Genomic DNA, 20703 nt, shown 5'->3' with positions numbered 1-20703 from the left:
TCACAAACCTAGAAAAATACAACGCCCTCCACAAGTATTGGCCTTGATCCTTTATACCCGCTTTTCTAGGCGACCAACCCCTGTAAGCAACGGCTAAAGAAGCATATAAAAAAAATCCCCGCGCTCAACTTGGCGCAGGGATTCCGTACCCACCGTAACTTGTACTTAACCTAAAATGTTGTATTGCGGTTTGTCCCGCACTTGTTGAATAGGAATATTATGTTTGCAGCGAACTGCTTTTTTCCTCATCAATTGTACTCCCTTCCTTACACACCCCGCCCCTGAATCAGGCGTAGAAGTATGGCAATCACTGCAATCACCAGCAATACGTGTATCAAATTGCTGCTACCAATTCCTGTCCCAAGCACACCTAAGAAGCCCAAGAGCCAGATAATGATTAGAATGACTGCAATGGTGTAAAGAAGGTTTCCCATGTCATTTCCCTTGAGTAAATCAGAATAGCCACCTTGTAATCGATTAACTAGTTAGAAAAAGTTGTGCCAAGAATCGTTAGAACTTAGAATTATTGACGTTAAATGGCCTATAGGCTTGGAAATGAGCTTTTAATTGATGTTTACGGATTGGCAGGAATGTTACTTTGGGAAAAATCAATAAATGAAAACTGTAGAATATATTCCACAGGTGTAGAATAAACGTGGAAAAATAGCGCGCTTCTTTAGGTAACGAGCGATGCGCTTCAATTTTCTGCAAACAGTATTTATTACACAAATAATTAATCTATTGGGTATTAATGCGTGTTGCTACCTCAATTTAGGATGTTTAAACATTTTCGGCACATATTTTATTAAGGTATAAGGTAACGAACGTTTATGAAACAGGATGAGTCTTGGCTAGCATGGTAACACGAGTAAATACAGGACAACAATTCAGACCAATTGTCATGAATACAGCATCTCAGGCAAAGCGTGTTTTAATTGTCGATGATGAGGCTGATATCTGCTTATTGTTGTCGGGGCTTTTAAGGCGCTTAGGCTATCAGCCTACATGTGCTCATTTTATTGAAGAAGGGCGCCAATGGTTGCACACTCAAAAATTCGACGCTATATTCTTAGATCTTAATTTACCTGATGGATTAGGTTTCGACCTGCTGCCCTCTATAAAAGAAGATCAGAACGAAGCAAAAGTAATTATGATCAGTGCTTTCGATGGACAGGCAGAGCGTCGACGAGCTACTGAACAAGGAGCCGATTACTTTATTGGAAAGCCGTTTACGCGTCGTTCGGTTGAAATGGCTTTGCAAACCATTCAGGTTTGAGTAACTTTGTTCATACAGCTTGGATAGATTTTTTCGTTGTTCATAAATGGGACATGGTCTGTCTGAACAAGTTCAATGCTTCTTCATGGAAAAAATTCTGATTATTGACGATAACAATGACATATGCCTGTTGCTAGAGCGTTTTCTGAGCAAACAAGGCTATAAAACTGCGTCGGTACAGCGTGGGGATGATGGGTTAGTCCTGTTGAGAAAAGAAGCATTTGAACTAGTCATTTGCGATTTTAAACTTCCTGATATTGATGGTCTTGAAATGCTTCGTCGTATCAAGGTCATGCATCCTACCACTGCCGTCATTATCATCACGGGCTACTCCGACGTTCGAATGGCTGTGCAAACAGTCAAACACGGCGCTTATGATTACGTAACAAAGCCGCTTTATCCCGACGAAATCCTGTATACCATTAAGGCAGCTCTTGAGCGACGGGCTCAATCGCTTAACCAGGCGAAAAGTGCTACTTCGCCCAATGGTTCTGCCACAGCTACCAAAACGAGTGGTGCCAGGACGGCCCCGGCCAAAACGGCTTTAGCTCCGGACGGAAAACGGTTCATCTTTGGAAAAAGTCGCGCTGCTGAGCAACTTCAGAAACACATTGACTTAATTGCTCCGACAGATATGTCGGTGATTATAACGGGTGAGACGGGTACTGGAAAAGAATTTGTAGCCAACGCGATCCACCTCAAAAGTAAACGGGCTGATAAACCATTTGTGGCTATCGACTGTGGCGCTCTGAGTAAGGAACTGGCTGGTAGCGAACTGTTTGGTCACATCAAGGGATCATTTACGGGGGCTATGTCGGATAAGGCGGGCAGTTTTGAATACGCCAACGGCGGTACTATATTCCTGGATGAAATCGGTAACCTTTCGTACGACAATCAGATAAAGCTACTACGTGTGTTGCAGGAACGTAAGATCCGGCGTATTGGTAGCAACCAGGATATTCCCGTCGATGTCCGGATTATTGTCGCTACGAACGAGGATTTGCGTGAGGCCGTTCGGCAAGGAAAATTCCGGGAGGATATCTATCATCGGATTGCCGAGTTCGAAATGCATTTATCGCCTTTGCGGGAGCGCAAATCGGATATTATGATCTTTGCCGATCACTTCCTTGAAGTCGCTAATCAGCAGCTAGAGAAAGACATTCTGGGGTTTGAGGAAGAGGCTAAAGAGAAGCTGAAGGATTACTACTGGCATGGTAATCTGCGTGAGTTGCAGAACGTGGTGAAACGAGCTGTACTGCTAACACCCGGTGACTACATCGAAGCTGACGTATTGCCACAGGAAATTATTTCTCCGCAATATTTCAGTCCGGAAGAAACGGTGCCTGCCAACATTCAGATCAATTATGATCCGGCTCGTCCAGGAATTCCTGTATTCACACAATCGGGAGGTAACCTGAAATCGGTATCGGAAAATGCCGAGCGGGCTGCCATCCTGAAAGTGCTTGAGAAAACAGGTTATAACAAAACCAAAGCCGCTGAAGTCCTCAATATCGATCGCAAAACGCTGTATAACAAGCTTAAAGCCTACGATATACATTTGTAAAGAGCGAAAGTGCGCATGAGTGAAAGAGCGAACTATTAGCCAGAGTAGGCTATTCGCTCTTTCACTCATGCGCACTTTCGCTCTTTACAAGTTCTGCTAAGACAGGAAGGTGATCAGCGACGCGAATTCTTCGTAGTAGAGGGGGGGGGGACGAGGCCCGTAGGCATCACAGCGTTTTCAATCTCACGGCTCAAGGTATCTAAAGCATTGATCGTATAGGCCTATCCGGTAATGTTGCGTAGAAGACTGGATTCGTTACTTCTTATGCAACAAATCCAGTGTAACTCTTTCCGCAGAGGAGCATTGATTGATGACCAGCGAGGTCTTAAACAATGGGAGCCCAACCTTTCGCGTATTCCCGACTCCAGAGTTTCATGGCGTCTTTATCGTGGATATGGCCATTTTTAGGGTCTATATCGAGCGATTTATTCGTTCGATAAGCGATGTTGGCTAAGTGGCAAAGTAACGTACTTCTGGCCCCTTCTTCAATGGTAGATGCCTGTTTCTCTTTACCCCGTACCGCTTCGAAGAAATTAACGACATGTCGGGTAGTCATATCTCCCCCGCCACCTAACGCTGTTCCGGCTTCGTTGCCCTGCGATTTACTGCTTTTCACTTCTTTGCCATCCCGGTCGAATAGTTTATAGCCATTTCGATCAACGTATACACTGCCATTGGTGCCGTAAATGATAGTGCCCCGGTCGCTGCCGTAGGTTTTGTAGCCATTCCGGCTTTTGCCATCCCACTTAATGATTTTATTGCCCGGAAAACGATAGGTCGCATCCATGGTGTCGTACATGACCCAGCCATCATTCAGGAAGTGGCGTTTGGCCGCTTCTACCGTAACGTGTTCGGGAAATTCTACCTGCAAAGCCCAGCGAGCTACGTCCAGCTCATGCGTAGCATTGTTGCCCGCTTCGGCTGTTCCATAGAGCCAGCCATACCAGTGCCAGTTGTAGTCCCATGTGTCGTGGGTATAGTCCATACGGGGAGCGGGCCCCTGAAACAACTCCCAGTCGAGGCCTTGCGGTACGGGTGCTGCCTTCGGAACAGGGACTTCGCCCCGGTTGGCAACATAAAAGGCTACCGCTTTATACGCTGTTCCGATAACGCCCTTGTGAATCTGATTGATGATATCGATCGACTCAACTGCCGAACGCTGCTGATTTCCCATCTGAATGACCTTGCCGTACTTTTTCTGGTATTCGACCAGAATTTCGCCTTCGCGTGGGTTGTGGCTGCACGGTTTTTCGACATACACGTGTTTGCCTCCCTGCACAGCCAGGCAGGTGCCGGGAGTATGCCAGTGGTCGGGTGTGGCATTGATCAGCACATCGACGTTTTTATCGGCAATCACCTTGCGGAGATCGTTTTCCAGTTTGGGCTTGTAATCGATGTATTTCGAAAATTTTTGAAGCGCTGATTCCCGCTGTTTTTGCATAACATCGCAGAGGTACATCAACTCGACATTACTTTCTTTTCGTGAAATGGGTTCATAATAAGCGCCCAGTCGTCGGCCAAGTCCGGCAATGGCAACATGAATGCGTTCGTTAGCGCCAATAATTTTGGCATAACTTTTAGCCGACATGCCTAGGCCACCGATCGTAAAACCCGCAGTACCTAAGGCCGCTTTTTTAATAAACTCTCTTCTGGAATTGTTCATCCTATTCAGGTTATAAAAATGCGTGTGTATTGATTTTTCTGCTCACTTATTAGTAAATGAATGCTACGAGAAATTTCTACCCGTTTTGCCCTCCAGGAGCGACAAAGCTGTAAGTTGATATAGTACGATTATGCTAGACTAAGAGTAAAAATTGCGATACGGATACTCGCCGATATTTTCAAAACGATCCTGTTATGTTTGCAGAAATGGTTCGATATTGACCTGATACCCCAATGAACGACTCACTGTCTTCCGCGATTACGATCCGTGTAATAACGCCCGAACAAACCTATCCACTTCGCCATGCGGTGCTCTGGCCCGATAAACCGTTTGAGTATGTGAAAGTAGAAAATGATTCCGAAGGATACCACTTTGGCGCCTTTCTGGCGGATGACCTGGTGGCTGTGATTTCCCTGTTTGTTGATGGAGGGATGGCCCGTTTCCGAAAATTTGCCGCCCGGCCCGACTACCAGCGACGTGGAATTGGTACCCAACTCCTGAATCAGGTTATTGACGAGGCTCGTCGGCTGGGCGCGACCACACTCTGGTGCGATGCCCGTCTGGATGCGGCTGACTTTTACCGACGTTTCGGGATGGAGGCTGTCAGTGATGTGTTTTACAAGGGGCCGATTCCATATGCCAAATTTTCGCGTACCTTGCTATGAATCATCTCCTAACGCCTAACTGATTTATGAAAACGATTTTAACACTGCTAGTAGGAATAGCTTTGGTTGCTTTGGCTACTCCGTCAAATGCACAAACTACGGTTGCGGATTCAGTCGCTCTCAAACCATACACAGGCTCGTATACCTTTGAAAGTGGGAGCCCCATTCAGAAATTTACGTTGACTGCTGATAAAGGGGAATTGTATGGCGAGGCCGACAGCTATGGCAAAAATAAGTTATTGAAGCAGGACAAAGCCGATACGTTCAAGTCAACAAGTTCGTATGGCTCTGTAATTACCTTTATCTGGGATGCGGCTACCAAAGCCGTGACGGGTTTCTCGATGGCTATTGAAGGATCGACGCTGACCGCAAAAAAGGATTAGGCGTAACCAAATGATTAATCATGGAGTTGAGTCATTGCAGTAAGCTACGTATTGACTCAACTCAACGATGAAAATCATACCTTATCTTTTTACAACGGCTGTACTTTCAGCCGCTTTTCTGGCCTGTAGTCAGAAGAAAAATACCGATCAGTCCAGCGATTCGGTAGCCATGGTCGATACTACCATTGAGCTGCCCGCTCCATACGCTACCAAATCGTCAACTAAATTTAGTAACGTGGTCGGCTGGCCGGAAGGCAAAATACCAAAAGCCCCTGCTGGGTTTACCGTTACCGAATTTGCCCGTGATCTGAAGAGCCCTCGTTGGATTTACGAAGCCCCCAATGGCGATATCTTTGTTGCTGAGGCTAATACCGAACAAAATGGTCTGAAAGAAAAGGTGATAAATGCCGCTTCGGATAAAGGTAAATCGCAGGAAACGGGCACCAGCGCCAATCGAATCACACTCTTTCGGGATACGAACCAAGATGGTAAACCTGATCTGAAAGAAACCTTCCTGACAGGCCTGAATCAGCCATTTGGCATGTTGGTCTTGGGAAACTATTTCTATGTTGCCAACACGGATGGTCTATTTCGCTACGACTACAAAGCGGGCCAGACAACGATGAAAACACCAGGCAAGAAGATCGTGGATTTACCGGCTGGCGGCTACAACAATCACTGGACGCGGAACCTGCTGGCTGGCCCTGATGGAAAGAAAATCTATATCTCTGTTGGGTCGGGAAGTAACGTGGGTGAAAACGGCCCTGAAAATGAAATCCGTCGGGCCAATATTCTGGAAGTTAACCCCGACGGTACGGGCGAACGCATTTTCGCGGCTGGCCTGCGAAATCCGGTAGGTATGGATTGGGAGCCAACGACAAGCGTGTTGTATACGGCCGTCAATGAGCGTGATGAACTGGGTGATGATCTGGTGCCAGATTACCTGACCAGTGTTAAAGAAGGCGCTTTTTATGGCTGGCCTTATGCCTATTTTGGCCAGCACGAAGATCCACGTCGGAAAGGAGAACGGCCTGATTTAGTAAAAAAGACGATCGTACCTGATGTGCCGCTGGGCTCGCATACCGCTTCTCTGGGATTGGCTTTTTACGATAAAACACAGTTCCCGGCTCATTACCAGAATGGGGCATTTATTGGCCAGCATGGTTCCTGGAACCGCTCACAGCTTGTCGGATATAAAGTTGTTTTTGTTCCTTTCCAAAATGGGAAACCCGGTGAACCAGAAGACTTTTTAACCGGATTCCTTACAGGTAATGATAACGAAGCCTATGGGCGACCTGTTGGCGTTACGGTGCTTAAGGATGGGGCAATGTTCGTGGCCGATGATGCCAGTGGGCGCATCTGGCGGGTTTCGGCTACGAAGTAAAAATGGCTTTAAATAGAACATCCCGAAAACGTAACGCTTTCGGGATGTTCTATTTAAAGCAGGTAACAATTGCTAAAACTGATACATCAGCCTGACTCGCAGGCCAACGGTCGTATTGTTTTCCCAGCTTGGCCCTGGCAAAGTAGCCACTGACGTAGGGAGGGTAAGCGTAGGTATACCTTGTAGTACCCACCCCTTACGTTGCCACTCAAGACCCGTGCTAAAGGTGAATCCGCTAAATAAATCCGTTCCACAATCGGTACTGAAATCGATCTGGTTGAAACCTCGTTGCGGAACCCGGTAGTAATAGGTAACTTTTTCCTTGCTGCTCAGATTCATAAACGTACCCATCGTAGGCTGGAACGTCAGCGACCGGGACAACGGAACTCGATAACCTACCGTAATTGGAATCTGCATGCGAATAACCCGCGTGTCGATATCGAGAACGTCACTATCATAATTGACCGTTGGGGGAAGCTGACGACCAAATTCCTGCTTGAAATTCCGACGAGTACGGGTATCAAAATCATAGGCTGTCAGAAATGTACCGCCCAGATAGACCGCCCGGCTTAGGCCAACCCCAACCATAACGTTTTTGCCAATTGGCATTTCGGCAAACGCACCAGCGCTCCAAAGATGGGCACTCACCTCTCCACCTATACCCGCCCGGAATTTAGCAATGGCGGGTTCGATTCGCTGGCTTTCGGGGGCTTGCGTCTGGCCAGTAACCACAGTTGTACGGGTAGGACGCATCCGGCGGGCACGTTGTGCAAGAAGCGCATTCCAGTTCGCGTTGTCGGTCGATAAAGGACGGCCTGCCAACAGTTCATAGTTGCCCGCTGGGGCACTCTGTGTGCGTTCCGTTTCCGTAGACTGCGGCTCATTTATAGCTACTACTCCCTCAGTATCGACCACCGAATTGGCAGGCTTAGCCGATGAATTGACCGGACTATTATCCCGGGTCCCCGAATAATTTCCCTTTGTCCCGGATGGAACGTTTCGTGTTTGGTTGTCGCGAGAATTGATGCTCCGATCCCGGCCGCTTGCCACTCGCTCTTCTGGCTGATTCAGGCCGGCAGGAGTTGAGTGTTCATGGATGATGGCAGTCTGGTTAGGCGCATTAGAGGTACTATCATTCGTTAACGGAGTAGAGGAAACACCATATGGGCTGGTTTTAAGGTTCTTGTTTAGGTTACGTTCCTGACGCGACAGACTACCTGTGGAAGGCGCACGACTAGCCGTGGCGTAGCGTTGTTCAGGAGGTGTTTCGGTTGGCTGTTTAAATCGATCACGCAAGGGGATATCCAGACGTGGTTGTGCCGGAGTCGTTATATACCGGGTAATGTAGACCGTATCGTGACGAGTGGCTACCTCCTCTTTCAGGGCAGACGCAGTCAGCGACTCATGCTGTTGCAGCGGTTGATGGATTCCTTCAGCCTGCGATACATCCGGCCGATCACCCTCAACAGATTTAGGCACAGTCTGATTGCTGGCAGGCTGTTTTTTCAGTTGCCCAATGGTTTCACGCAAGTGGTTAATTTCGGTACGTTGCCAGACGCTGTAGGCGATCAGCAAGGCCGTGCTGACGCTGGCTGCTGCCAGTAGCCAGGGCTGCCCTGTCCAGACACCCCCGCTAAAGGGCTTACCGGTAGCCGTCGGACCGGCCTGAGGAGGACCAGCCTGATGCAGGGTTGCCTGCATTCGGGCCCAGTCTTTTTCAGTAAATTCCGGCCGAATACTTTCCAGTTTTCGCCGGATAATATCGGAAAATCGGTCAGTGCTCATGATATGGAAAGCCAGCCCCAGGGCCAGCCTTTTCGTAAAAAGGATACGCTTGTTTGATGAGTAATTGTAATTTTTGTCGGGCGCGGGCGTAATTGGAGCGCACCGTCGCTTCATTATGGTTCAATATTCCTGCAATCTCGTGTAGGCTATAGCCATCCACTACATGCATCATAAATACAGTACGGTAGGTAGGGGTTAATTGTTGAACTAATGCCAGGATTTCTTCGGCAGCAATCTGATCGACGACGTTTTCGTCAAACGCTACCTGCTCGCCAGTTTCCAGTGACGTATGCTGATCAAAACGATGGTTCTTTCGGTAGTGACTGATAGCCGTGTTGACCAGAATAGTACGTAGCCAGGCTTTGAACGGTAAGGTTTCGTCGTAACTATCCAGATGCTGAAAGGCTTTAAGAAAGCCCTCATTCAGAACATCTTCGGCCTCTTCGACATTGGAGGTATACCGTAGACAGATGCTTTTAGCGTACCCAAAAAATTGCTTGAACAGCGTCCGTTGGGCACGGGGGTCGTTGGTACGACAAGCCCTTATGACGCTAAGCAGGTCATTTTCGGAGAACGAAGATGATTTGCGAAAAAACAAAGTTCTGTCAGATTTACGTAAACGCCCTGATTGTAAATACTTAATTCATTCAATTCGTATGAGCTGTGTCGATTCGCCAGATCTTTTTACGCAGCCTTCTGGAAATCAAGGGGAAAGGCCGGTATAGTACTAAATCTTGCGTATCAGTCGAACCCGTAATAAACGATTATTTACTACTACGCTCTTTAACCGTATAACGTTGCAATTATTGTTTAAGTTGATAATTAATTTCTATTTCTTGCCACAGTTTGCGGGCCAATAACGTAACGATAGGAAATGGGTTTATTCAGCCTATTGGCATCACCGAATGAATGTGCTGGTTATTGGCGATGAACATACATATGGGTATGGCTTGCCAGGAGGAAAGTTAAACTATATCGGTCATTTTATCCGGCAAATCAGCCGGGCTGGTCAAACTGTTACTGTTGAAGCCTACGCGCATCTGACCATTCCGCAGATTGTAGCTACGTTATCGCAATTGCCTCTTAATCGCTATGATCTGATTGTTGTCCAATTGGATGCTTCGCTCCTTCAGTCGGCTCACGGTCAGTTGCACTGTGCTAACACGTTGGCTACACCTATATTGCCATATTCATCTGTTCGGTTCAAACAGTCGGACGGATCAGCTTTAAAGAATCGCCTGAGTGCGGTTCGGGATGGCGTCCTGTCGTTTGTGCGGCCTAACCGTTCGCTTATATTTTCCTGCTTATTAAAGAAATTAAAGCCGTATCGGCATAGTGTGTTGCTGCTGACTCCATTTCCGCACCTGAATCGAGTTGATCAGTGGCTACAACAACGGAGTCGAACCATTGTACTTAATGAGGCTGATGACCAGTTATTCAGTGTTTTTGATACGGATTCGGTGATTCGCCCTAAAGAAGAATATTTTATTAATAGCGATGGCGACCATCTGAATGCTATTAGCCATGAGATACTGGGCCGTTCGCTGTTCGATTTTTATTTATCTGCCCCAACAATTGTTACCGTTCAGACAATCAAGCGTGAAGAATAAATAGTGGATTACAGTATCCGGTTTTTGGTTAGCTGATACGAAAGCAACCGTGTGTCAGCTAACCAAAAACCGAAAATTAGAGTTTAAATCCGGGCTTTTTAGACAACGCATCGTAACGGAGTAACGCTTCCAGATAGTAATAGTCTGCATAAATAATTGGGGTATCTACTTCACTCTTGGCTGGTTTGTGACCAACGCTGTGTTTCAGGATGAAGTGATTGTTCTCTCCCAAATTGGCTTTATAGGCCGGGCTCGACAGGCTTTCCAACATTTTCACCGCTGCCTGATAATATGTTTTGGCCGAAGGGCCGCCGTATGTGCACAGTTCAAGCAGAGCAGAAGCCGTAATGGCTCCGGCCGAAGCATCCCGCTCTTCATTCGGAATATTGGGGGCATTGAAATCCCAATACGGAATCTTATCGGCAGGTAGGTTCGGATGATTCAGGTAGAAGTCAGCAATATGTCGGGCAAAGTCGAGGTACTTTTTATCTTTCGTTTCGCGATACATGACCGTAAAGCCGTATAACCCCCAGGCTTGCCCACGTGCCCAGGCCGAATTATCGGCATAACCTTGCGCCGTTTTCTTCGCTGCTACCGTTCCATCGGGGTTGTAACAAACGACGTGGTAGCTGCTGTAATCAGGACGATAATGGTTCTTGATGGTATTATCGGCATGGGTAACGCAGATGTTATAAAACTCCTTATTGCCCGACCGTTTGGCCGCCCAGAATAAAAACTCCAGATTCATCATGTTGTCAATGATAACCGGGTAGTCATAATTCTGAAATTTATTCCACGACTTAATTACACCCACTTTAGGATTGAACCGAGTCGATAGCGATTTAGCACCTGTGAGCATGATGGGTGGGTAGGTCTCGTTCTTAGTCAGGCGATAGCCATTCCCAAACGGGCAGTAGATCATAAAACCCAGGTCGTGTGTCCCTGTATTGTATTGTTCCTTTGCCACAGCCATAGTCCATTTATTGGCGGCTTCCTTCCACATGGGCGCCTTCGTCCGTTCGTAGATATGCCAGAGCGAGCCGCCAAAGAAGCCACTGCACCACCAGTCTGATTTCCGATCATCGGGCGATCCATCAGGCTTGGTCGACTGGGGGAATTTAGTCGTGTCGGGATGGCTTTTCAGCATGCCCTGATATTGCTGGGCGGCAAACGTAAACTCTTTATCAACATTAATGGACGATTGCGCAAATGCTGTACTGACCAGCATCACCAGCAAAAAGGGTAGGAGCGATTTCATTCGTTTTATCCGAGGAGGCCAGGGTTGGTGAAGGATGGCCTAAAAAGAAAGAAGTATAAATGCAGCTGTTTATAACCTTTCGGATGCTGAATTGATCGGATAATCTATAAAAACAGTCAGGGGGAGAACCTGATTAACTCAGATTCTCCCCCTGAACACGTCTATGGTTAGTTAGCCTGGAGGCTCTTTTCTGTTATGCGTGTACTTTCTGCTGAGCTGGTTTTGGCGTTTCCCCAGCTTGCGGTTCAACGGGTTTCACATCTTTCCGCCGGGTCATGTAGGTGTAAATAACTGGTACTACATACAAGGTAAGAACCAGCGAGAAAAGTAAACCTCCCACAATCACAATCCCCAGTGGTACGCGGCTTTTTGAGGCTGAACCCAACGCCATTGCCAGCGGCAGTGCGCCAAAGGCAGCTACAAGGGTCGTCATCAGAATCGGACGAAGGCGCAAGGCTGCCGACTCCGCAGCCGCTTCAAATTTATTTTTGCCCAATAGCCGCTGTTCATTGGCAAATTCCACAATCAGAATTCCGTTTTTCGTAACAAGACCCACCAGCATGATAATCCCGATCTGGCTGAAAATATTCAGCGTCTGGTTAAACATCCAGAGCGAGAAGACGGCCCCAGCCAAGGCCAGCGGTACGGTCATCATGATGATGAATGGGTCGATGAACGAGTCGAACTGAGCCGCCAGGACTAGGTAAATCAGCACCAGCGCCAGACCGAAAGCAAACAGGGTATTGGATGAGCTTTCGGCGTAATCGCGAGAGGGACCGGAAAGGGCAGTCTGGAACGTATCGTCGAGAGTGCGGGCTGCAATGGCACGCATGGCTTCAACGCCATCGCCAATTGTTTTGCCAGGAGCCAGACCTGCCGATACCGTCGCCGACTTAAAGCGATTGTAATGGTATACCTGCGGAGGGCTACTTACTTCCTGGAACTTCACGAGGTTGTCTAACTGAATCAACTGCCCCTGATTCGAGCGGACGTAGAACGACGCCAGATCGACGGGTTCATCGCGGTCGTGCCGATCAACTTGCCCAATTACCTGATACTGTTTTCCATTCATCAGGAAGTACGCCAGACGACGGTTACTGAGAGCAAGTTGCAGTGTTTGTGCTACATCCTGTACCGACACGCCAAGGTTCGTTGCTTTCTCCCGTTCGATGGTGATGTTCAATTCGGGTTTGTTGAATTTCAGGTCAACATCTGAGTTGAGGAAGGTTGGGTCTTTCTGCACTTCTTCGAGGAAGGCAGGCATTTTTTCCCGTAACTTCTCAAAGTTCAGATTCTGGATCACGAACTGAACTGGTAATCCACCGCCCTGACGACCTACCTGAATCGTCTGATCCTGGGTGGCAAACATACGGGCTTCGCTAAATTTCCGAAGGTTTTTCGTTAGGTAATCGACAATGTCCTGTTGCGAACGCTTCCGATCGGCGGCATCGACCATGTTAACCATCACGAACGACGAGTTCACCGCCCCCGCGCCTGAGAAACCCGGTGCTACTACACTAAATGCCAGCTTGTTTTCAGGAATCGAATCCAGTACGAATTGTAGTACCTTATCTGTAATGGCCGACTGCACTTCGAAACTGGTTCCTTCTGGTGAGGTAATGGCAATCCGGGTACGGCCTCGGTCTTCCAACGGAGCTAACTCTGATTTGAGTTGGGAACCAACGCCAAAGATCAGGAGCAGACACACCCCAATCATGGCAAACGCCCAGCCTCGCTTCTTCATAAACCCATTGAGCGAATCGCGGTAGGATTCGTCGAGCCATTCAAAAAATGGCTCCGTCTTTCGGTAGAACCAGGAGCGGCCGTGATTTTTACTCGTCAGTTTTACACTCAATACGGGCGTCAGTGTCAGCGAAACAAAGGCCGAGATTAATACGGCACCAGCCACCACGATACCAAACTCACGGAACAGACGACCGACGAATCCTTGCAGAAAGATAATCGGCAGGAATACAATAGCGAGGGTGATGGATGTGGAGATAACCGCAAAGAAGATTTCGTTCGAGCCTTCCTTGGCAGCCATCTCGGTATCCATGCCATCTTCAACCTTTTTAAAGATGTTTTCCGTAACCACGATACCATCATCTACCACAAGGCCCGTTGCAAGCACGATACCCAGCAGTGTCAATACGTTGATACTGAAATCGGCCACGTACATAATAAAGAACGCGCCAATCAACGATACGGGAATATCGATCAGGGGACGGAAGGCAATAAGCCAGTCGCGGAAGAAGAGATAAATAACCAGTACAACCAGTATAAAGGAGATCAGCAGTGTTTCGCCTACTTCCTCAATAGCCCGACGGATGAAGATACTGCGGTCGGTTCCGACATAAACGATAATATCGGGGGGTAAGTCCTTTTTGAGCTGATCGAATCGTTTATAGAACTCGTCTGCAATGTTAACGTAGTTGGCTCCTGGCTGAGGAATCAGGGCCAGAATGACACCTACCGTTCCGTTTTGCTTTGAGGAGGTTTCTTCGTTTTCGGCACCCAGCGTCGCATAACCTACATCTTTGAAACGTATAATCTGGTTACTGGTCTGGCGCAGAATCAGGTTATTGAAATCGTCTTCGCTGGTCAGTCGACCAACAGCTTTTACGGTCAACTCCGTATTATTTCCGTACACTTTACCACCTGGTAGCTCTACGTTCTGGGCGGTCAGGGCGGCTTGAATATCCTGCGAAGTCAAGCGATAGGCCGATAGTTTGATCGGATCGATCCAAAGGCGCATCGCCTGACGTTTCAGCCCGAAAATATTGGCCTGGCTAACCCCTGGAATCGTTTGCAGCCGTTCCTGAAGTACGTTCTCCGCATAGTCCGACAGTTGCGTAGCGCTGCGTGTCGTACTCTGGACATTCATAAAAATGATGGGATCTGAGTTCGCATCGGCTTTTGTAACTACCGGCGGAGCATCAATATCCTGCGGGAGTTGACGTTGGGCTTGGGCTACCTTATCGCGTACATCATTAGCTGCCTGTTCGAGGTTGGCGTCGAGGTTAAACTCAACCGTAATCGTACTGGCACCTAAGGCGCTGATCGATGAAATTGTCCGAATGCCTTCGATACTATTCAGCGATTTTTCGATGGGTTCTGTAATCTGCGACTCAATGATTTCAGGGTTAGCACCGGTGTAATTGGTCCGAACCGAAATAACGGGTGGATCAATAGCCGGATACTCCCGTACACCAAGGAACGTAAAGCCGATAACACCAAACAGCACGATCACGATGGACATCACCATCGCGAAAACGGGCCGATTTAAGCTTAGTTCGGGGAGACTCATTGCTGTATGAAGTTGTAAAGTTTACGGGGTTCAGTAGTCAATTTTTAGTTCAGTAAATGACGATGGACTATCCACCGTGAACTGAACCCATAAACCGAATACGATGAACCATTAATTACTCGCTACTTTGGGGCCATTCCCCTGTACGCCAATTACTTTGCCGACTTTTACAGGCGCATCAGGTTTGAGGAACAATAAACCCGTTGTTGCCACTGTATCGCCTGCCGCCAGTCCCGATAAGATCTGAATAACCCCTGCTGTTCGTAAGCCGGTTTTTACATCTTTGAAAACAGCCTTTCCATTTTTTACCACAATCACCTGATTGGTGCGCGTTTGCGGGATTACAGCCTGCGTTGGCACAACAAGGCTCTGTTCATTCTGTACGGTCAGTGTTACACGGGCAAAGGTGCCAGGTCGGAATCGGGCTGATGAGTTGTTGACCCGAGCTCGAATGCGGAGGTTACGGGTTTGCTCTTCCACACCCGGCTCGATGGCATACACAACACCTTCGCTGGGTTTGGCAGCACCGTCTACTAGAAACGAAATCGTACTGCCATTATGCACATAAGGACCGTATTTTTCAGGAATTGAAAAATCGAGTTTCAGCGACGACACTTGTTGCAAACGAGCAATGAGCGTGTTTGGCGAAACAACAGCACCAGCACTTACATTCCGAAGCCCAATGATACCCGAAAAAGGAGCCCGAATTTCGGTACGCTGCAAATTGGCCTTTACCAGTTCAATGTCGGCTATGGAAGACTGAAGGTTTGTCGTGGCAATATCGTATTCCTGCTGACTAATCCCCCCCCGCGACAGCAGTTGTTTATTACGCTCTTCAGTACGACGGGCGTTTTCGGCCTGAGCCTGTAATTTTTGAAGCTGCGCTTTCAGGTCAGCGTCGAAAAGTTTGACCAGCAAAGCTCCTTTTGTTACAGGTTGGCCTTCCCGAATGTTCAGTTGTGTGATTCGAGCTGAAATTTCAGGGTAGATATCGACTTGCTCGGCTGCCAGCAGCGAGCCACTGGAAACGACATCTTCTTGCAGCCGTTGGGAAACGACAACAAAGCCCTGGACACTGGCCGGGCCGCCACCACCTGGGCCGCCTTTTCCGCCGGGGCCACCGCCTTTTCCGCCTTCAGCGGCTCCTCGGCCACCACCGCCCCCTCCACCACCGGGTCCACCGCCAGCGGCTCCCGGAGCCGGATGTAATATCTTATTATACACAATAATCCCGCCGAGAACCAGAACGACGAGGCCGATAGCAATCCACCTTTTCACAGAGTAATAATTTGCAAGAAAGAACGAAGATTTTAACGGTTCAGAGTCCGAATTTGTTACAATTTGCAAAGCTATTAACCTTGGCGACTATAACAATCGGTAGTTGCCTGACCCTGAATGTTTTTTGTTACGCAATCCACGATGAAATATGAACTGTTCCATCCGTAGAAATGCTTATTGATGACTGCATATTAGCTTATTATTTTTTGGTTAATCGGCCTATATGCCTCAAGAAATGAATAAGCTGACTACTAATATATACTATAAGCTATCAAAAAATTGTATTTACTGCGTTTTCAGGAAGTACTTAATGTTTGTTTGACATAATGAACTGAAAAAAAATAATATTTTTTACGATCATAATCCATTCGTCAGCATTAAAGGGGCTCAAACGCTAAATTGGGCCACTAATTGGATGAGTATCCTTCCACTGTTTCCACTGTTCTTCCTAAATATGTATGCTCAATCGACTTTTCATGACCATAGGCTGTTTTCTTGTCAGGCGTGGGCTGGGCGATAGGCGTAGTATGGATCGTTGTAAAAGAAAACCGAATCCAGATTTTCACAAAATGGCACTTAGCAGTTTAAATGGGAAGGGTTAAGGCCAATGCCCTAAGGTTAGAGGTTTATCTCTATATTGCAGCAAACGGATTGAGCTATGATACCGGTTGAGGAGAAAAGCAAACCCCAGAAAATAGTCCCAACGCCTGAGCAACGTCGGCAAAGGCAACTTTTGTTACGTCAGCTCGTCTACGAAATGGACGATAAGCCCATTTATTATGCTGGCTACCGGGATGTATTAAAGGGCCTTCTTGAGCCAGAAGCGATTATGGGAGCAAGCTACTTACAGAGTTATTTAGTGGAAATTTTACAGGAATTTCTGTTTATGCATCCGTTGCGGCAACGCTTCCGCATCTTAGCCAGCGAATTAGGTGTTCAGATCGACAAAAAAAAATGGCGTTCGTGTGACATTGCTCTATACGATAAAGCACGACTCAAGGGTATTCCTCTGACGAACAAATACATGCCTATTGCCCCCGATTACGTCATCGAAATTGATACTAAAGCGGATCTGAGTAAGTACCATTATCAGCATGAGTATTTTGTGAAAAAAACGCGCCAGCTACACGAGTTTGGGGTTAAAAAAGTGATCTGGATTTTTACCGAAACTATTCCTGTCATCTGGGAGTCTGAATCGGCTGATGCTATTTTAATTCGGGACGGCTGGGACCATGATGTGACCGTTACCGAAGGTATGACCTTTAATCTGGCAACTCTGTATAAGAACGCTCAACAGGAGTAAGGCATTTAGCATTTGCCAGAAATCAATACTTAAATGTTGGCATCGAGTGAGGCAAACAGTAGGTGATGCACAAAACCCAGAAGTTTATGCATGGCTTCCGACTGCCTAGTAATATCCTTCGAGCCAAAATCAGTAAGAGTTGGCAGGTTCTCCATGAAAAAAGCCTGATAATGGGCTGTTTCGACGAGTGAACTGGCCAGCGATCGGGCATAGGGATAGGTAGGATTGTAGGCCAGAATGATATCGGCAATGCGGTGGCAGAGGTCTTTATACGGTTTGAACAACTGCTGTCGATTATCTTCAGTCACATGATGGGTAAAATACGCTTTGCTGGACTCATGTACCACAATGTTGTGAAGTGCCCGCAAATCAATATCCTTGCTGTGCGATTCGTCCAGATCAACGAACAGAAGCAAACGAATCAGCCTCTCCAGTTTCTGACGGGGGTCGGTTAGGTTATTTGTTTGGAAAACCAGTTGAAATTCGAGCCATTGCCAGTACCAGGCTACCAGATACACCAACAACCGATGCTTGTTCTCGAAGTAGCGGTAAATACTAGCTTCTTTTGTTCCCATCCGGTCGGCTAATTTCCGAAAGGTAGTGTCTTCAAAGCCAATCTCATTGACCAGTAAAATGCCTTGCCGAACAATACGCCGGCCTAGTTCTGAGCTTTCAGGGTCACGCAGAAACAGGTGCTCGTTCATGCGGACATGTACAGAATACTCCATTTATCCTGATTTATAACCAATTGTCGAAACAGGGGACGCAAATTAAACAAACGATCAGTACAGAAAGTTATATTTGCATTAAAATTAGTAAAACTATCATATAATATTATAAAACTATCATGAGTGTTGTAAGGCCTATCGATATACCCCCCTCGCCCTGGCAGCGATTGATGCGGCTTCTGGTCAATGAGAAAAAAGACATAGGCTACATCTATCTGTATGCACTGGTGACCGGGATTATTAGCCTTTCCCTGCCATTAGGTATTCAGGCCGTTTTTAACCTGGTTTCTGGAGGGCTGGTTTTTAGCTCGGTGTATGTCCTGATCGGGGTAGTGATTTTTGGTGTACTGGCGGCCGGTTTGTTACTGGTAGGGCAGATGGCTCTGGTTGAAGTGTTGCAGCAACGTATTTTTGCCAAGGCAGCTTTTGAATTTACCTACCGATTGCCCCGGATTGAGCCTGAAGCCCTGGAAGGCTATTATCCACCTGAGTTGATGAACCGCTTTTTTGATGTACTGACCATTCAAAAAGGGTTGCCTAAATTATTGATCGATCTGACAGCCGCAACGGTTCAGATCATTTTCGGGCTAATTCTTCTGTCGGCCTATCACCCGATTTTTGTCGGATTCGGGCTTTTCACAGTGTTTATGATCTGGCTCTTGAGTCGGTTATATGGGCCGAGTGGTGTACGGACAAGTCTGAACGAGTCAAAATATAAATACAAAGTGGTGGCCTGGCTCGAAGAGATAGCAAGTAATTTATCAACGTTTCGTAATCAGCCGAAAGCGACTGATCATGAGCCCATGGACAAAATGGATGAGCTGGTCGCCAACTATGTAAAGTACCGTAACGAGCACTTTAAAGTACTTCGCCAGTTTTTCTATGGTGGCGTGGCCTTCAAAACGATTGTAACAGGTGGTCTATTGATCCTGGGAACGACACTGGTGGTTGGCCGGGAAATGTCGCTGGGCCAGTTTGTCGCTGCCGAGCTGGTCATTGTATTAATTACGGGCTCGGTCGATAAGCTTATTTCGGGTATCGATACGGTCTTTGATCTGGTTACGGCTGTCGAGAAAATTGGAACCGTAACGGACATGCCCCTGATCGATCAACCATTATCCTGAATCTTGAAAGAACAATGCTTAATATATCCAATCAGCGGGTCAATGAAGAGTTATTGGCCAAGTACCCTCTTAAAACGCTTCACGCACTTCCGCAGTCGGATGGAGGACGAAGGCTGGGGCGCTGGATGCTTTTCTTTCTGATAGTCGGTGTTCTGATCATGTTTTTGCCCTGGCAGCAGAATATCAACGGCGAAGGAACGCTTACAGCCCTGACACCCCAGGACCGCCCTCAGACGATCCAGAACGCTATTGCCGGTCGTATCGAACGCTGGTCGGTTAAAGATGGCGACTACGTAAAAAAAGGAGACACCTTACTGGTAATCTCCGACATAAAAGACGAATATTTTGATCCCAACCTACCCCTGCGGCTGGATGAACAACTGGCTGCTAAACAAGGCAGTTTACAGGCTACCGACGCCAAAATAAAGGCACTGGATGGGCAAATTACGGCCTTACAGACGGGCATTACGGTAAAACTCGAAGCTGCGCGGAACAAAGTTCGGCAAAGCGAATACAAGCTATCAGCCGACGAAGCTGATCTGGCTGCTATTCGGAAGAACTACCAGATTGCGCTCGACCGATTGGCTCGCTACGAAAAAGGCTACACAAATGGGTTATTTTCACTCACTGATCTGGAAACCAGACGGCTCAAAGTGCAGGAAGATAACGCCAAAGTGATTTCGCAGGAGAATAAAGTCAATGTGTCGCGGCAGGAATTGGTGAACGCCAAACTAGAATTAGGTACTCTTCGGGCTGATTTTCAGGAAAAACTGGCCAAAGCGCAGTCGGACCGAAGTTCAGCCGTTTCGTATCTGGCTGATATCAACGGGGAGATTTCCAAGCTTCGAAATAAGATGACTAGTGTGGATGTTCGACGTGGCCTCTACGTGGTTCGGGCACCGCAGGCAGGATACGTTGTTCGCCCATCGAAAGCTGGTATTGGCGAAACCATTAAAGAAGGGGAGCCGATTGCTACACTTCAGCCTGCCAATCCCCAGCTTGCCGTTGAGTTGTATGTGCGTGCCATGGATGTTCCCCTGATTCAACGCGGGCGAACCGTTCGGTTGCAGTTCGATGGCTGGCCAGCTATTCAATTCTCGGGCTGGCCGTCTGTATCGGTCGGTACGTTTGGCGGGCGTGTCGCGGTAATCGATGCGGTAAGCAGTGTAGGGGGTAAATACCGGCTACTGGTCCAGCCGATACAGGAAAAGGGCGATCAGCCCTGGCCCTCTCAGTTGCGGGTCGGGTCAGGTGTATACGGTTGGGTTATGCTCGACGATGTACCCGTCTGGTATGAACTCTGGCGCCAGCTCAATGGCTTTCCGCCCAGTTTGAAAGAAGAACCTAAGGACGAAAAAGGAGCGAAGAAATGAAG

General features: G+C 47.6%; 17 protein-coding genes. 9 read left to right on the top strand and 8 right to left on the bottom strand.

Translation table 11 applies throughout. The annotated features are described in order from the left end of the window. Window positions 1–266: 266 nt before the first annotated feature. A complete protein-coding gene (locus tag BGO59_RS11645) occupies window positions 267–434 on the bottom strand; it encodes a lmo0937 family membrane protein (protein WP_293683791.1) in 168 nt (55 codons plus the stop codon). A gap of 467 nt (window positions 435–901) precedes the next feature. On the opposite strand from BGO59_RS11645, the gene BGO59_RS11640 reads away from it, so the two are divergent. Together BGO59_RS11640 and BGO59_RS11635 are read left to right on the top strand one after the other, a co-directional pair. After that, complete coding sequence (locus tag BGO59_RS11640) at window positions 902–1276, top strand: response regulator transcription factor (protein WP_020595718.1); 375 nt, start codon at window positions 902–904, stop codon at window positions 1274–1276. An 85-nt stretch (window positions 1277–1361) separates the two neighbouring features. Continuing rightward, window positions 1362–2840 carry a sigma-54 dependent transcriptional regulator gene (locus BGO59_RS11635; RefSeq protein ID WP_293683790.1) on the top strand — a complete coding sequence of 493 codons (1479 nt, stop codon included), beginning with the start codon at window positions 1362–1364 and terminating at the stop codon, window positions 2838–2840. A gap of 325 nt (window positions 2841–3165) precedes the next feature. Here BGO59_RS11635 and BGO59_RS11630 read toward each other — a convergent pair whose 3' ends face one another. Further along, on the bottom strand, window positions 3166–4503 hold the full coding sequence (locus BGO59_RS11630) for a Gfo/Idh/MocA family oxidoreductase (RefSeq protein WP_293683789.1): 1338 nt from the start codon (window positions 4501–4503) through the stop codon (window positions 3166–3168). 233 nt (window positions 4504–4736) lie between these two features. Between BGO59_RS11630 and BGO59_RS11625 the strand changes: the two genes are divergently transcribed. From BGO59_RS11625 to BGO59_RS11615, 3 genes are all read left to right on the top strand, one after another. Continuing rightward, the gene (locus BGO59_RS11625) at window positions 4737–5168 is read left to right on the top strand and encodes a GNAT family N-acetyltransferase (protein WP_293683788.1); all 432 of its coding nucleotides are present in this window, start codon (window positions 4737–4739) and stop codon (window positions 5166–5168) included. A gap of 26 nt (window positions 5169–5194) precedes the next feature. Then, a complete protein-coding gene (locus BGO59_RS11620) occupies window positions 5195–5551 on the top strand; it encodes a DUF3471 domain-containing protein (RefSeq protein ID WP_293683787.1) in 357 nt (118 codons plus the stop codon). A 67-nt stretch (window positions 5552–5618) separates the two neighbouring features. Next, window positions 5619–6935 carry a sorbosone dehydrogenase family protein gene (locus BGO59_RS11615; RefSeq protein ID WP_293683786.1) on the top strand — a complete coding sequence of 439 codons (1317 nt, stop codon included), beginning with the start codon at window positions 5619–5621 and terminating at the stop codon, window positions 6933–6935. A gap of 72 nt (window positions 6936–7007) precedes the next feature. Here the strand turns inward: BGO59_RS11615 and BGO59_RS11610 are convergent, their stop codons facing one another. Together BGO59_RS11610 and BGO59_RS11605 are read right to left on the bottom strand one after the other, a co-directional pair. Beyond that, entirely contained in the window at window positions 7008–8720 is a 1713-nt protein-coding gene (locus tag BGO59_RS11610) for a hypothetical protein (protein WP_293683785.1), read from the bottom strand. Continuing rightward, the gene (locus BGO59_RS11605; protein WP_293683784.1) at window positions 8710–9318 is read right to left on the bottom strand and encodes an RNA polymerase sigma factor; all 609 of its coding nucleotides are present in this window, start codon (window positions 9316–9318) and stop codon (window positions 8710–8712) included. Before BGO59_RS11605 ends, BGO59_RS11610 begins: the two co-directional genes overlap by 11 nt. 307 nt (window positions 9319–9625) lie before the next feature. Here BGO59_RS11605 and BGO59_RS11600 point away from each other — a divergent pair, with 307 nt between their 5' ends. Continuing rightward, on the top strand, window positions 9626–10330 hold the full coding sequence (locus tag BGO59_RS11600) for an SGNH/GDSL hydrolase family protein (protein WP_293683783.1): 705 nt from the start codon (window positions 9626–9628) through the stop codon (window positions 10328–10330). 76 nt (window positions 10331–10406) lie between these two features. On the opposite strand, the gene BGO59_RS11595 is transcribed toward BGO59_RS11600, so the two are convergent. The 3 genes from BGO59_RS11595 to BGO59_RS11585 form a co-directional block, all read right to left on the bottom strand. Next, window positions 10407–11588 carry a glycoside hydrolase family 88 protein gene (locus tag BGO59_RS11595; RefSeq protein WP_293683782.1) on the bottom strand — a complete coding sequence of 394 codons (1182 nt, stop codon included), beginning with the start codon at window positions 11586–11588 and terminating at the stop codon, window positions 10407–10409. 193 nt (window positions 11589–11781) lie between these two features. Then, window positions 11782–14895, bottom strand: coding sequence for an efflux RND transporter permease subunit (locus BGO59_RS11590; RefSeq protein ID WP_293683781.1), 3114 nt, complete (start codon window positions 14893–14895; stop codon window positions 11782–11784). Window positions 14896–15006: 111 nt separating this feature from the next. Further along, on the bottom strand, window positions 15007–16173 hold the full coding sequence (locus BGO59_RS11585) for an efflux RND transporter periplasmic adaptor subunit (protein ID WP_293683780.1): 1167 nt from the start codon (window positions 16171–16173) through the stop codon (window positions 15007–15009). A gap of 658 nt (window positions 16174–16831) precedes the next feature. On the opposite strand from BGO59_RS11585, the gene BGO59_RS11580 reads away from it, so the two are divergent. After that, entirely contained in the window at window positions 16832–17476 is a 645-nt protein-coding gene (locus BGO59_RS11580; protein WP_293683779.1) for a Uma2 family endonuclease, read from the top strand. A gap of 29 nt (window positions 17477–17505) precedes the next feature. On the opposite strand, the gene BGO59_RS11575 is transcribed toward BGO59_RS11580, so the two are convergent. Then, the gene (locus tag BGO59_RS11575; RefSeq protein WP_293683778.1) at window positions 17506–18204 is read right to left on the bottom strand and encodes a TetR/AcrR family transcriptional regulator; all 699 of its coding nucleotides are present in this window, start codon (window positions 18202–18204) and stop codon (window positions 17506–17508) included. Window positions 18205–18323: 119 nt separating this feature from the next. Between BGO59_RS11575 and BGO59_RS11570 the strand changes: the two genes are divergently transcribed. Next, on the top strand, window positions 18324–19328 hold the full coding sequence (locus tag BGO59_RS11570) for an ABC transporter transmembrane domain-containing protein (protein ID WP_293683777.1): 1005 nt from the start codon (window positions 18324–18326) through the stop codon (window positions 19326–19328). A gap of 14 nt (window positions 19329–19342) precedes the next feature. After that, window positions 19343–20701 (top strand): HlyD family secretion protein, encoded by a 1359-nt coding sequence (locus BGO59_RS11565; protein ID WP_293683776.1) that lies wholly within the window; start codon window positions 19343–19345, stop codon window positions 20699–20701. Window positions 20702–20703 lie beyond the last annotated feature (2 nt).

Source organism: Spirosoma sp. 48-14 (assembly GCF_001898575.1).
GTDB lineage: Bacteria > Bacteroidota > Bacteroidia > Cytophagales > Spirosomataceae > Spirosoma.
This window is presented reverse-complemented; position numbering and strand designations above follow the sequence as displayed.

Coding starts and splice junctions, on each gene's coding strand:
- BGO59_RS11645 (WP_293683791.1), bottom strand. CDS start 434: ATGGGAAACCTTCTTTACACCATTGCAGTCATTCTAATCATTATCTGG.
- BGO59_RS11640 (WP_020595718.1), top strand. CDS start 902: ATGAATACAGCATCTCAGGCAAAGCGTGTTTTAATTGTCGATGATGAG.
- BGO59_RS11635 (WP_293683790.1), top strand. CDS start 1,362: ATGGAAAAAATTCTGATTATTGACGATAACAATGACATATGCCTGTTG.
- BGO59_RS11630 (WP_293683789.1), bottom strand. CDS start 4,503: ATGAACAATTCCAGAAGAGAGTTTATTAAAAAAGCGGCCTTAGGTACT.
- BGO59_RS11625 (WP_293683788.1), top strand. CDS start 4,737: ATGAACGACTCACTGTCTTCCGCGATTACGATCCGTGTAATAACGCCC.
- BGO59_RS11620 (WP_293683787.1), top strand. CDS start 5,195: ATGAAAACGATTTTAACACTGCTAGTAGGAATAGCTTTGGTTGCTTTG.
- BGO59_RS11615 (WP_293683786.1), top strand. CDS start 5,619: ATGAAAATCATACCTTATCTTTTTACAACGGCTGTACTTTCAGCCGCT.
- BGO59_RS11610 (WP_293683785.1), bottom strand. CDS start 8,720: ATGAGCACTGACCGATTTTCCGATATTATCCGGCGAAAACTGGAAAGT.
- BGO59_RS11600 (WP_293683783.1), top strand. CDS start 9,626: ATGAATGTGCTGGTTATTGGCGATGAACATACATATGGGTATGGCTTG.
- BGO59_RS11595 (WP_293683782.1), bottom strand. CDS start 11,588: ATGAAATCGCTCCTACCCTTTTTGCTGGTGATGCTGGTCAGTACAGCA.
- BGO59_RS11590 (WP_293683781.1), bottom strand. CDS start 14,895: ATGAGTCTCCCCGAACTAAGCTTAAATCGGCCCGTTTTCGCGATGGTG.
- BGO59_RS11580 (WP_293683779.1), top strand. CDS start 16,832: ATGATACCGGTTGAGGAGAAAAGCAAACCCCAGAAAATAGTCCCAACG.
- BGO59_RS11575 (WP_293683778.1), bottom strand. CDS start 18,204: ATGGAGTATTCTGTACATGTCCGCATGAACGAGCACCTGTTTCTGCGT.
- BGO59_RS11570 (WP_293683777.1), top strand. CDS start 18,324: ATGAGTGTTGTAAGGCCTATCGATATACCCCCCTCGCCCTGGCAGCGA.
- BGO59_RS11565 (WP_293683776.1), top strand. CDS start 19,343: ATGCTTAATATATCCAATCAGCGGGTCAATGAAGAGTTATTGGCCAAG.